The organism is Mucilaginibacter sp. PAMB04274 (genome assembly GCF_039634385.2).
Lineage (GTDB): Bacteria > Bacteroidota > Bacteroidia > Sphingobacteriales > Sphingobacteriaceae > Mucilaginibacter.
This window is the reverse complement of record NZ_CP155081.2, coordinates 2,842,510-2,855,466: the sequence shown is the minus strand read 5'-3', so window position 1 is coordinate 2,855,466 and position 12,957 is coordinate 2,842,510. Positions and strand designations below refer to the sequence as shown.

Below are 12,957 nucleotides of genomic sequence, written 5' to 3'. Positions count from 1 at the left end.
AATGAGTTGCAAAATGCTTAGCAGAAATGGGAATGAAGGCAGTATGAGAGGTAATGATGTAGTGCTAAAGCTCCATGAGAAACTCTACCAGGTTTTTATCATGAGGTATATTTAACTTTTTACGTAGTCTGTACCGCCGGATTTCGACACCCCGCAAGGTGATGTTAAGTAGTGATGATAATTCTTTGCTACTCATATTCATTCTTAGATAGGCACAAAGCTTTAGGTCATTCGGTACTAATTCCGGATGTTGTGCTTTAAGTTTCTTGAAAAAGTTTTCGTGAGCTTCGTTAAAGCTTTTCTCAAAAAGGTTCCAATCGCGCTCATCATTCATGCCATCGTTGATTACCTTTTGTACCTTGTTGATCTGATCTGTGGGTAGCCTTTTGCCATTTTCATCTTTTAGCTTTGCCAACTCATCACTCAGTTTTTGTAGCAATTCGTTCTTGTAAGCCACTGATAATGCTGAGTTAGACAGTTCGCGGTTTTTAGCATTTAATTCAGACTGTAATTTTTCTGTTTGCAGCCGGTGTATCTCCCGCTCATTTGCTTCGGCTTCAACTTTCAATTTTTCGTCTTGTTCTCTTTGCATTTGCTTGGCTATCCGCTGATGATCTTTTGCCAGCTTTCTGCGGTAGAGCTTTTTGCTAATCAAGACTAACACGCCAATTAATAGCATGTAAAAAATATAAGCCCATTTGCTAGCATACCAAGGTGGCAATACTTCAAAATTAAAACGGCTTACAGGGCTCATCACCGCATGGTTAATACGGGCGCGTACTTTAAATATATAAGACCCGGTAGCCAGATTGGTGAAATCTTTTTGTGTAGCAGCACTCCAGTCTGACCATTGTTTAGAATAACCCTCCAGAAAATACTGAAATCTCACATGGGCCTGGCGGTAGTATGGCAACGCGTACGCTATTCGAAGATTGTTCCGGTTATTGGTTACTTTTAAAAGTCCGCCGGTACTGCCGTTTTCGCTTAAGGTTTTGTATCTATCAGTAATGTCATCAATTCGCCTTATAAGTACCGCCGGTAATTTACTCGAAACGTTCTTAGCATCGTCACCCGCTGCATCATAAATCACGAAACCATCGTCAACACTGATAAGATAAACAGAATTACTAATGCGACTTATGTTTTCATAAGATTGAACCATACGGCCGTCTAACACGCTAAAGCGGGTATAATCAATGGGTAATTTACCAGGTTGCGAAAAATCGACCAAAGCCATTTTACCATGGTTTATAAACCAGTATTTATGCGCACCGGCATTAATAATTTTATTTGATGTAGCGAATGAGCCTAGCTTTTTATTTAAAATTACATATTTGCTAAAGCGATTACTTAGTTCATCGTATGTATAAAAGCCCGAACTTGAAGAGAATACTATTTTGTTTTCTAAGTTGAATACATTGATGTTATAATCGCCTGGCAAACCGTTCTTTTCGTCAAATGCACGCTTAGCAATTACTTTCTTATAGTCGGTGCTTAATGTCAATTTGCTTAAACCTTTGTAAGCGTTACTCACCCAAATATCGCCTTTACTATCCTGCTCTACATGCCGTGATGGTTCGTCAAATCCAGCAATTGCGCCTTTTAATACCCACTTACCTGCGGCATCCTTATTATACAGCGCTAAGCCATTATAAGTACCCTGGATTAGAAAATTGGGATTTGAATTGAGCCTTTTAATGGTCCAGCCACCGTTCATAGCCGAGATTTTTTCAATTCGGTCACCTACAACTTTGAATGTGCCATTATTGTGGCCGCAAAATAATTGCCCGTCTAATAAACTAAGGTCCCAAACCTGACCCTGGGAATTGGCAACCATGTGAAAGTTGAGCGAACTATTCTGTTGAGGCCATTCACTGTAAAACAGGCCTTGATTGGTACCCAGGTAAATTTTATTGTTCTGTATTATGCTTGAATAAACAGTGCCTAAATTACCGGTTTTATCAAAGTAGAAGTACAGCGGAGAACTTAGCTCGACACGATCAATGCCATTATCCAGCCCGGCCCAAAGATTTTCGTTACTGTCTGCATAGAGGCTGAGTACAGTGTTGTTTTGCAAGCCACTGATTTTGTTGATCTGCTGCACAATCCGGCCATCCTCATTAATAATGATGATTCCATTAAGGATAGTTCCATAAACAAAGTACTTGCCCAGTACCCGCGCTCCATTGTTTAGCTGATTAACTTTTAAAAACGGATTTGCGGGTGTATTAAATGTGTTAAATGCTTTACCATCAAAAATGTATAGCCCCGATTTGTTAGTGCCGATAATAAATTGGTTGCTTTTGTAAGGCAATATGGAAAGGACACCATGAATCTTTTCACTGCCAGGGATAAAATTAAGCTTAACACCAACTAACTCGTACAGGCCTTCGTTAATCACTTCGGCAAAAAAACGACTGCCACATTTGTGAAGAAACAAGAATGGTGTTGGTGCCTTTACAACATCGACATGGTTGTTTTGATAAATATAAATATGAGAGAATGATTGAAAAATAACCCGGCTACCATCAATGTATATCTTCCATATCTCGCCGGCTAATGCACTCTGCCTGGGTATTAAGGAAGCTAAAGATTTAAAAACAAGTTTGTTTTGCTGGTAAGACCAGTAGCCAAACTCGCCAAAGCCACCGGTATATATACGTCCTGAATCATCGGCTGCTACAGCCCTTACAATTTGCCGATGTGGCATAACATATTGCTGCCAGTAACGGCCATCATAAACTAACAGTCCTTCGCCATTGCCGAAGTACATAATGCCATTCTTATCCTGAGTAACCGACCAATTTTGATTGCCTGAATTATAGACTGATTTATGATAGTTTTGAATATAAGGTACTCCAAGGCTTTTTATCTGCGCTCCGTATACAGAATTAAAATATATAAAAAGCAGAAAGGCTATAAACAGACTTGGTATAGGTTTACGCATAGGTAGCTTAGCTCAGTAATGGAATACAAAGTAAGTAAAACAATTACTAAAACTGGCATTGCCGGTACCTTAAACGGGGCTGTTAGCTTTGAAAGCAAACCAGGCATGGCGTTAAACAACAAACGGGTAACGAGGAAAAGAAGCCAGCAGGTACCTGCAAATAAATGGACTATCGGAAACCTCAACACAAACGCGTTAAGCCCAAAAAGTTAAGTGCTCAGACGGCTTATCCAGAAAAACAGTGGTGGCTGGTCAAATAACTTAACTCGAACGTAACCGCACCTCTAAATTAATAAGACTCACCTATACCCAGGCCAGTATAAGCAGCAATAAATAACCGGCCGATAAAAGAAAGAAAAATTAAAACAAGTGTATGCACGTAAGCATTGCTCTCGGTTAGCTTTTTCATTTATACCAAAAATTTTTGATGAAAATAAAAGTGCTGAAATGAGTAAGCGAGCTATGTATAGACGTATCGGCGGTGAAAAAATTAGCGAACGCTAAAAACGGAAAAATATGTAAAGTGCCGGCAAAATGATTTAATCCACTTTGATGGTGGCGAAGTTACAAATTATTGGATAATGCAAGTTAATTGTTGATTAATACGGTATGAATTTTTGAATACAGTTTACACTATTACAGCAGTTTCACAAATGTAAGTAGGAACTATGCCGGTGGCATTAATACTGGTAGCCGCTTCATCTGGTAGGGTATTACCTGAGTACACTAATACGGTATCTACACCAAATTTATTGCCACCTAAAATGTCGGTGTGCAGTGTGTCACCCACCATTACTATGTCTTTTTTACTAATGTTGCTTTTTTCACGAACCAAATCATAAGCAAACATAAACATCTGTGAATCAGGCTTACCAAACCGAATGAATTTTTTCCCCACAATGTGTTCAATCATATTTGCTAAAGCCCCTACGGCGATAGCTACATCATTTTTAGTAACCGGGTATGCGAAGTCTGTATTGGCCACTATAGCAGGTATAGTTCGCTTACGTAACAGGTTAACAACCTGATTTAGATCTCCAAACCAATTAAAACCCTCATCGTCCAAAAATACGAGTGCATTTACTTGATTTATATTAGTGTCATTAATGGCACTAACCGGTATGGCCTTTAACCCGGCACTTTCTATGTAATAGGCAGATCCATCAGTACCTAGGTATGCTACTATTCCATCGGGGACTTTAAGTTGTAAATATTCCTGTGCCAGCATGCCCGAAGAAATTACTTTTTCGGGAGTTATCCGCTCAAGCCCCAATTTATTAAAAGATTCAGCCAGCTGTTGCGGGCTGCGGGAAGCATCATTGGTAACTATATAATAGTCCTTTTGATTTTCTTCAAGATAATCAAAGGTGTTTATCATCCCCGGAACGAGCCCTTTGTAATTTTTTATAACACCGAACGAGTCAAAGAAAATTACCTGGTAACGGTCAACAACACTTTTAAAATCAATAGGTAGCATAGAATATGAGCTAAAATTAGGGTTTTAGTTTGAGCGCACTGAGTAATACCTCGGCATCAAAGTCGCGATCTACTGAAGGTAAATATATATCATACGCCTCCTGCTGTAGCTTTACGGCATATTGCTCGTTAAAAAAATGCTTGCCGTCTTTTATCACATAATTTAAAATGAAAAAACGATAGGCTTCTTTTAAAAAGTAAACTTCATTTATAGAAAGCGGGTTGTGCTTATGGTATTCTTCCAAAAACATAATAAAACGCTTCTCCATCATGGTGGTGACGAGGTAACTGAACACGGTACGGTCTCCCGCATCAGATACAACCCGGCTGAAGAAGTAAAAATCCATCATACGGGTGCTCATCCTAAACCAGTCATAATCCCAGCGGGAGTAAAGTTCTAATTCAGGTGTAACTGAGAAATTGCCAATGTTCCAGTCTATAAATACAGGTATTGTTTCAAAGGTGTTTGCGGCATATTTGGCCCGGCCTTTCAAATATTTATCACAATGATACCTAAGCTGGTCCGCATTGCTCCGGGTTCCGAACCTGCTTTCGTCTCGCCCTAATTGTTCCAGTAAAGTGTTGATATCCGTGCGCATTGTTTTTGACGACTTGGGCAGCACTTTGCTGGCTCTCGAACATGCTTTATGAAACTTGGCCAACTGCTGTGCAATCTTACGGATGTGATGATCTTCCAACCTGCGTGGGAGGCGTTCCATAATGCGGGTTGGGTTGTAAAAAACCACCCAGGCATCTGTGCCACTTAACCGGTGACGGTAAATATAAACACGGTTATTTTTGAGTAACGATTTGGCCAGAAAGTTCTCGTATGGGTACAGCAGGTTGTTAGATAAACTGTGGATGATACGGTGGTCTTCCTTAAAATATTCGTGCTTGCCAAAATTTGATAACTTAGCAATTATAATATCGTCATCCTCAAAGGTGATGCGAAATACGAAATTGGTTGATACATTGGCGCTGATGTCATCAATACTTCTGATAACTTTAGAAGCATCATAACCTTCCCAAGCTTTCCGTACAATCAGCTTACTTAATTCGTGGTCCATAATTGGTGATAACCCGTTTGGGTTAAATTATCTCAAAATATCTTTTTAATTCCCAGTCGGTAACCTGTTTACTAAATTGTCGCCATTCCCAAATGCGAGTATGCGCAAAATGCTTTGTAAATGTGTTGCCAAATAACTCACGTGCAATAGCCGAGTTTTTCATGGCGGTGGCAGCCTCCAGCAAATTGGAAGCGATGCTGCCGTTGCTTTTATCTAAATAGCCATTACCTTTAACAGGGGCAATGTTAAGCGGCAATTTATTTTTTATACCATATAATCCCGATGCCAGCGCAGCTGTCAAAGCCAGATAAGGGTTGGTATCGGCACCCGGAATACGGGTCTCAACACGCGTTAACGCCGCCGATGAATTTAATATACGCAGGGCAGTAGTACGGTTGTCTATACCCCAGGTTATAGTAGTTGGCGCCCAAGCACCTTCAACCAGTCTTTTGTAACTGTTTATGGTTGGCGCATACATTGGCAAAATGTGCGGCAAACAATAGAGCTGACCAGCAACATAATGTTTCATTATATCGCTCATATGGTGTTCATCGGCAGGCTCATAAAACAGGTTGGTAGTTTTATCCAAACTCCATAAGCTTTGGTGCACATGGCCGCTGCAACCGGGTAGAGTTTCTGTCCACTTGGCCATGAAAGTGGCAGTGATGCCATGTTTTGATGCAATTTCCTTAATAGCATTTTTGAGCAAAGCAGCTTTATCAGCTGCGGCAACTACATGGTCATGTATTATGGCAGCTTCATATACACCCGGCCCCGTTTCGGTATGCAAACCCTCTAACTGGATGTTAAACTGTTCGAGCAAATTGACCAAGTCAAAATAAAAGTCGCTTTGCTGAGACGTGCGAAGTATTGAATAACCGAACATGCCTGGTGTTAACGGTTCCATATCAGCAAAGCCTTTTTGCTGTAATGATTGTGGATTCTCCTTAAAATTAAACCACTCAAATTCCTGCGCAAACTCCGGATGAAAACCAAGGGCTTGGCATTCATCAGCTATTTTTTTAAGAAGCGTACGGGGGCAGGGTACATTGTCATTTCCCTCGCCGCTAAAATCGGCCATGAAAAACGGCATATCATCTTGCCACGGAATTGTACGAAAAGTTGATAGGTCAATACGGCATTGTTTATCGGGATAACCGGTATGCCAGCCGGTGACATTTACGTTATCATACCCCTGGTCATTACTATCCCAACCAAACACAACATCGCAAAAACCGTAGCCTTTGTCTAGTCCTGCCTCAAATTTTTTTCTATGGATCACCTTGCCCCGCAAAATTCCATCCACATCGGCGAAGGCGAACTTTATATGATGAATATCATTCTGATTTAAATACTCCAGAATCTGTTGTTTATCCATGGGTGGGGTAAGGTTTATACACGTGCGGCCAAGTTAGGTATTCGAGTGTGATTTTGCTAAAAAAGTTAAAAAGTAAGCCGGGTACTATTGTCTGTAGTATTCTGCCGGTGAAAACAGGTTTCTTTTAAAACGACTATAGCTTATAGGTGGCTTTAACTAATAATAAAATCAACTTTCATCAATAGTATTCGTAAAAGCGAAATAATAATTATATTTACATGTTCGTATAAATGCCCCTAAGAAAATTTATACTATTGACTATTACTGCGCTTTATTTAACCATTGGTTATAGTAGGGCGGAGGCACCCGGTAGCATCCCAACCGGCAAGGCATCGTCTGCGCTTAACATGGTCGATTTTGACAAACTGATAAAGCGCTATCGCTACTTTAAACCCGATTCAGCTATCTTCTTTGCCAATTTGGCGCTTGCACAGGCCCGTCAGCAGCATGATGATAAAAGTATAGCCAATATGCTTAATCAACTCGGGATGATTGACGACAATAAAGGCGATTTTGAGACATCGAGGCCTAAATACCTGGAAGCACTCGCTATTCACCGCAAAACGCAAAATGCTGTTGGTGAAGCAGCCGTTATTGTGCGTTTAGGCGTGGTAGAGCTTAGAAAAGGTAACTACGACAAAGCAATAGGTTACTTTTTGCAATCATTAAAAGTAAGCGAACGCAGCCATAATACAGCCGGCCGTATGGAAGCATATTTAACACTTGCAGAAGGCTATATGGGCCAGCGCAAGTTCGACATTGCATTGAAGTATTTAAATACCGCTGAGCGCATAAACAATACTATTCCATTTTCCAATCTATCACTTAATATATATAACAACTTCGGTGTGATTTATCGTGAGCTGGGTATGCCTGCAAAGGCGAAGGCTTATTTGGAGAAAGGAATTATGCTGAGTGATGAACCGCAATATCAAGGATTGAACATTACGCTGATAAATAATTTAGCTAAAGTTTATAATAAGGAAGGTAACAAGGCGAAATCCATAGAGCTGCAAATAACAGCCTTGCAAAAGGCGCGCACCATTCAAAACTATCTGCGCGAATTGCAAACATTAACCGGCCTTGCCGATACCTATGGAGCTGCTAATGCTAAACAAGCATTATATTATTATAGGCAGGCATTAATTCTTGTTGAAGATAAAGGAGCCTACAAACAGCAGATTGATATATTGGGTCGCCTGTCTGAATTATATAAGTCTGAAAAAGATTTTAAGACTGCTTTGTCAATGAAAGAGCTGCAAAACCGACTTGCAGACAGCCTGTTTTATAAGGCAATGGCCAAACAGGTGGTTAGTTTGCAGTCTGAATACCAACTTTATAAATCTAAGGCTAAAGTTAATGAACTTAAGCAGGTTAACAGCAGTCAGGAACAACAGCGTAACTTCTACATCGGCCTAACTGTTGCAAGCATACTTACCTTACTGGTTTTTGCCTATTACTTTTATCGTACAAGTAAGTTAAATAAACTGCTAAACACGGCCAACACCGACCTGCAGGATTCGAACCGGGTTAAAGACAAGCTGTTTTCCATACTGGCGCATGACTTAAGGGCGCCGTTTGCTTCGGTAATTGACTTATTATTTTTGCTCGACGATGACGATATCAACGGCGAAGAAAAATCGATGTTGATTAAAAGGTTAACCGCCGCCAGTAATGTATCATTAGAGACGTTGAACATGCTGCTTAAATGGGGCGAAATGCAGCTTAAAGGCGTAAGACTTAACAGTATGATTGTGCAGCCTAAACCAATCATACAACGAACTGTAGGCTTGCTCAAAGAGGCTGCTGAAAAGAAGATGATACAAATTCAGGACAAAGTAAGCGATAGTGTAGCCGTTATGGTTGATCCTAACCATTTTGAATTTGTATTGCGCAACTTACTATCAAATGCTGTAAAATTTACAGCAACAGGCGGGGTCATACAAATTGAGGCTGTGGTTAATCAGTTTGATAATCGTGTGCTATTTTCGGTAAAAGATAACGGCATTGGTATAAGTGCAGAGAGACTTCCGCTTGTTTTTGATATCGAAAACGTAAGCACCAAAGGCACTAACAATGAAACCGGTACCAGTTTGGGTTTGGTGATCTGCAAAGAGTTTATGGAGCTTAATAAAGGAAAAATATGGGTTGAAAGCCTTTTAAATCAAGGGTCTACCTTTTATTTTTCACTGCCTTATTTTAAAATAGCAACTGAATCCAAGGCGATTAACATACCTGTATCCAAAGTATCAAGGGCTGGTCGAAAAGAGTCTAACAAATATTAACCGGCAACAACAACCTGCGCAGTATTACGGCTAATTTGTTCAAGCAGTACGATCTTGCCGTCAACCAAGTCCTTAAGCAAACTGTATTGGTAATGCCTTAGTGTGATTAAGGATAAGCGGCTGTTATACTTCACATTGAAATTTTCCCTTAACTCCAACAAAAGCTTCTCAAAACGTTCTTCAACCCAGTCTATACATACCGACAAACTTAAGGCTGATGTTTGTAATACATTGATCTTGACATGATTTTTGGCAAATAAAGAATAAATCTGGCTCATTTGGCTTTCGGAAACAAACGAGTAATCTTTTGCTGATACCGAAAGTAATACCTGGTTTTGTTTAATGATAATAACCGCTTTATCAAACTGCGTTTTACCAGTCTGGCTAATCTTTGTTCCTGCTGCATCCGGGTCATTAAACGACTTTACCAGCAAAGGAATGCCTGCATTGTATAATGGCTTTATTGTTTTGGGATGAATTACACTGGCTCCATAATAAGTCATCTCGATGGCTTCCGTGTAAGATAGCTCGTCGAACTTTACTGTATCGGTAAACAACTTTGGGTCGGCGTTCAATATGCCTGGCACATCTTTCCATGTGGTTACTGACTGGGCGTTAAGGCAGGCAGCAAAAATGGATGCTGTATAGTCAGATCCTTCGCGCCCCAGTGTAGTGGTAAAATTTTCGGATGTGCCACCTAAAAAGCCCTGTGTTACTATAATGCTATTTTCCAGCAAGGCTGGTAAGTGCTTTTGTATTCTTGCACAGGTTTTATTCCAATCTACCAAACCTTCGCGGTAATTATTATCGGTATGTATATAACCACGTACATCTAACCAACGACTTGGCTGCCCCATATGCACTAAATAAGCATTTACAATCCGGGATGAAAGTAATTCGCCAATTGACACAATTTGGTCGTATATAAAATCGTAACTGTCGTGCGGCTCATCCTCCAGCATCCAATCAATTTCAACAAAAGTATTGGATACTTCATCAAATACCGGATGTGAGTCATCAAACAACTCATGTAATACTTGATAATGATATTGCTTTATACCATCGTAAAGCTGGTGTACGTTATCCTGCTGGTTAACATAAGCGCGGGTCAAATCTTCTAAAGCATTGGTTGTTTTTCCCATTGCCGACACCACTATAAGCAATGGCTCAGCAGTGTGCTTTTTTACAATCAGTGCCAGGTTGGCTATACCCGCAGCATCCTTTACAGACGCGCCGCCAAATTTAAATACAAGCATTATCTTATTATAAGTATCGGGCTACAACTGTACGGGGTTGCAGTAAGGTTTTAATTTTAGAATATGGAACTTCGAGGCTTGTTTGCCCGGCTGCATAAGGCTTGATTTCATACTGGTTGTATAAAAACTTTATGCCTATGGGGGTAATTAAAAAATTTTGGTTCAGGCTAAATTTCCCGTCCTTAAAAAAGTAATCATCTTTCAGGGATTTTCCGGGTGTCAGGTTTTCCTGTTTTCGAAATATCTTTTCTGCCGTTTTAGTAAGTTCGGCTTCATACCCGGGTGTAAAGATATCGGACATCAAAATCTTTTTTTTGCCTTTTACATCCCAGTTCAAGTAACGGATAACCGTGCCTCCATGAGCCCCGCCGGTAAACTGATAACCATTATATTCCATTGTTACAAGGCTTGAATCTTGCCTTATAATATTCACTTTGCAATCCAGTTCAAAGTGCATGGGAGATGTAGGATTTTGTTTTCTGAAATCTTTATAGTCCTGTAAAAACTGCCAGGTTAATCGCTGTAATCCGGCAATACCTTTTTGTCTATCCATTAACATAGCTAAACCGGTAACCACCGTATCATTCAATAAAGGCTGGTTATCAAAAGCCGGATATTTAAACTTCACGTAGGTGCAGGTGCTGTCGGGCTTACCGGCGCAATCATCGGCCTTGGCATTTACAGCCTTAAATTGATAGGTCAAGGTATCTGTATAAACGTCGGGCTTGTCAATTTTAGGGCTGCTAATGCACGATGCCAAACAGTTACAAATTATGCTCAGCAACAACAGATATTTCAATTTCATGGCTTAAAGGTTAATAGCTGTTCGCTAGAAAGGGAGGCATTCAGCCAACCTGCTTCAAGACCAGCTTCGTACTTTTTATAAAAATTTATAGCAGGCTCGTTCCAATCCAGCACCTGCCAGCTCATGCCGTTAAAGCTCATTTCACTGGCTTCTTGCAATAACCGGTTAAATAACAATTTACCAATGCCACGGCCACGCATAATTTCTGTAACAATTAAATCTTCCAGATACAGGCGACTTCCTTTCCAGGTAGAGTAGCGTACATAATATAAGGCGAAGCCTACAATGAAATTGTCAACCTCAGCCACAAAAGCTTTCCAAACCGGGCGTTGACCAAAGCCTGCTTCCTCAAAGTGTTGTAAGCTTACGGTTACCTCTTGTGGCGCACGTTCATATACGGCCAGTTCATTAATCAATTCCATCAACCGCGGGCAGTCTTGTTTCTGGGCTACTCTTAAATGTACCTGCATGTTGATGGCCTAATTGTTTTTCCAGTGTTTAATCACCCGGTCGCCGAAGATAGTACTGCCCAACCGCACCATAGTACTACCTTGCTCTATGGCAATTTTATAGTCTGATGACATTCCCATTGACAGTGTATCAAAACTATCTTCTTTCCTGAAGTAGCTTTGCGTTATGCCGTCAAAAAATGTGTCTAATTCATAAAACTCTTCTTTAATCTGTTTTTCGCTATCGGTATTGGTGGCAATGCCCATCAGGCCTCGTATGCGTATATTTTTCAGCTCTGCAAACTCGTCTGATCTTAATAATTCGATCACTTCGTCAAATCCTAAGCCATACTTGGTTTCTTCATCAGCTATATACACTTGTAGCAAGCAATCAATAATTCGTTTGTTTTTAGCAGCTTGTTTATCAATTTCCTGCAAAAGCTTTAAGCTATCAACCGAATGGATAAGGCTAATAAAAGGTGCAATGTATTTAACCTTATTAGTTTGCAAATGACCTACTAAATGCCACTCTATGTCTTTTGGCAACTGTTCATATTTCTCCACCAGTTCCTGAACCTGATTTTCGCCAAACAGACGCTGACCGGCATCATAAGCTTCCTGTATCTCGCTGGCAGGTTTGGTTTTTGACACCGCAACTAATGTGACGTGTAATATATCCAATTCACTTTTCAGACGTTTAATGTTATCGGTAATGCTCATTTATATTCCGTAAATTTGCTCATTAATTATTAGCCCGCTAAATTACAGAATGCACTTATATAAAAACTTGTTTTTTTTGGTCGCTATTTTTTTTGTGTCTTGTGGTGATGATGTTCCAAAAGGCATACTAACACACCAACAAATGGCCGGTGTGCTGGTTGATGTTCATATTATAGACGGTAGCCTGATGGAGATTGCCCAGCAACCCGACACATTATATAAATACAGTGCAAACCGTTACCTGCAGGTGTTTAAGCAACATGATACTGATAGCGCGCAGTTCAGAAAAAGCTTCAGTTATTATGCCAACAAGCCCGATCAGTTGTTTGATATATACGAAAAGGTGCTTCCGATTATAAAAGCGAAATCTGATTCGGCTACAAAAGTTAAAGTAAGGGCTGATTCATTAGAGAGAATAAGACAGAATAAAATAAACGAAAAGATTGCCAAACGCGTAGCCGATTCAGTTGCGCGTCTTAACAAGGACAAAGCCGATTCGGTTGCTAAAATTAAAAAGATGCCCAAGCAGCATATTAAGAAGGCGCAAGCGGGGCAAGGTAAATTATTATAGATA

11 protein-coding genes are annotated in these 12,957 nt (G+C 40.2%); 3 read left to right on the top strand and 8 right to left on the bottom strand.

All coding sequences use genetic code 11. The features are described 5' to 3' along the window. Positions 1 to 64 precede the first annotated feature (64 nt). A complete protein-coding gene (locus tag ABDD95_RS12030; protein ID WP_345947572.1) occupies positions 65 to 2,947 on the bottom strand; it encodes a triple tyrosine motif-containing protein in 2,883 nt (960 codons plus the stop codon). Positions 2,948 to 2,965: 18 nt separating this feature from the next. Here ABDD95_RS12030 and ABDD95_RS12025 point away from each other — a divergent pair, with 18 nt between their 5' ends. Beyond that, positions 2,966 to 3,160 carry a hypothetical protein gene (locus ABDD95_RS12025; RefSeq protein ID WP_345947571.1) on the top strand — a complete coding sequence of 65 codons (195 nt, stop codon included), beginning with the start codon at positions 2,966 to 2,968 and terminating at the stop codon, positions 3,158 to 3,160. A 415-nt stretch (positions 3,161 to 3,575) separates the two neighbouring features. On the opposite strand, the gene ABDD95_RS12020 is transcribed toward ABDD95_RS12025, so the two are convergent. From ABDD95_RS12020 to ABDD95_RS12010, 3 genes are read right to left on the bottom strand one after another with little or no spacing between them, the layout of a single operon-like run. After that, positions 3,576 to 4,424 carry a TIGR01459 family HAD-type hydrolase gene (locus tag ABDD95_RS12020; RefSeq protein WP_345947570.1) on the bottom strand — a complete coding sequence of 283 codons (849 nt, stop codon included), beginning with the start codon at positions 4,422 to 4,424 and terminating at the stop codon, positions 3,576 to 3,578. Positions 4,425 to 4,440: 16 nt separating this feature from the next. Next, positions 4,441 to 5,490 (bottom strand): hypothetical protein, encoded by a 1,050-nt coding sequence (locus ABDD95_RS12015; RefSeq protein WP_345947569.1) that lies wholly within the window; start codon positions 5,488 to 5,490, stop codon positions 4,441 to 4,443. Positions 5,491 to 5,512: 22 nt separating this feature from the next. Beyond that, positions 5,513 to 6,868: a glutamine synthetase family protein gene (locus ABDD95_RS12010; RefSeq protein ID WP_345947568.1), complete on the bottom strand. Its 1,356-nt coding sequence runs from the start codon at positions 6,866 to 6,868 to the stop codon at positions 5,513 to 5,515. A gap of 230 nt (positions 6,869 to 7,098) precedes the next feature. Between ABDD95_RS12010 and ABDD95_RS12005 the strand changes: the two genes are divergently transcribed. Continuing rightward, entirely contained in the window at positions 7,099 to 9,153 is a 2,055-nt protein-coding gene (locus tag ABDD95_RS12005) for a tetratricopeptide repeat protein (RefSeq protein ID WP_345947567.1), read from the top strand. Here the strand turns inward: ABDD95_RS12005 and ABDD95_RS12000 are convergent. From ABDD95_RS12000 to ABDD95_RS11985, 4 genes are read right to left on the bottom strand one after another with little or no spacing between them, the layout of a single operon-like run. Further along, on the bottom strand, positions 9,150 to 10,409 hold the full coding sequence (locus ABDD95_RS12000) for an aspartate kinase (RefSeq protein ID WP_345947566.1): 1,260 nt from the start codon (positions 10,407 to 10,409) through the stop codon (positions 9,150 to 9,152). The two genes, ABDD95_RS12005 and ABDD95_RS12000, sit on opposite strands and share 4 nt — an antisense overlap. Positions 10,410 to 10,416: 7 nt before the next feature. Continuing rightward, the gene (locus ABDD95_RS11995; protein WP_345947565.1) at positions 10,417 to 11,214 is read right to left on the bottom strand and encodes a DUF3298 domain-containing protein; all 798 of its coding nucleotides are present in this window, start codon (positions 11,212 to 11,214) and stop codon (positions 10,417 to 10,419) included. Continuing rightward, on the bottom strand, positions 11,211 to 11,684 hold the full coding sequence (locus ABDD95_RS11990; RefSeq protein ID WP_345947564.1) for a GNAT family N-acetyltransferase: 474 nt from the start codon (positions 11,682 to 11,684) through the stop codon (positions 11,211 to 11,213). The genes ABDD95_RS11995 and ABDD95_RS11990 overlap by 4 nt, the downstream gene beginning before the upstream one ends. Before the next feature lie 9 nt (positions 11,685 to 11,693). Further along, positions 11,694 to 12,383: a YggS family pyridoxal phosphate-dependent enzyme gene (locus ABDD95_RS11985; RefSeq protein ID WP_345947563.1), complete on the bottom strand. Its 690-nt coding sequence runs from the start codon at positions 12,381 to 12,383 to the stop codon at positions 11,694 to 11,696. A gap of 49 nt (positions 12,384 to 12,432) precedes the next feature. On the opposite strand from ABDD95_RS11985, the gene ABDD95_RS11980 reads away from it, so the two are divergent. Then, on the top strand, positions 12,433 to 12,954 hold the full coding sequence (locus tag ABDD95_RS11980) for a DUF4296 domain-containing protein (protein ID WP_345947562.1): 522 nt from the start codon (positions 12,433 to 12,435) through the stop codon (positions 12,952 to 12,954). Positions 12,955 to 12,957 lie beyond the last annotated feature (3 nt).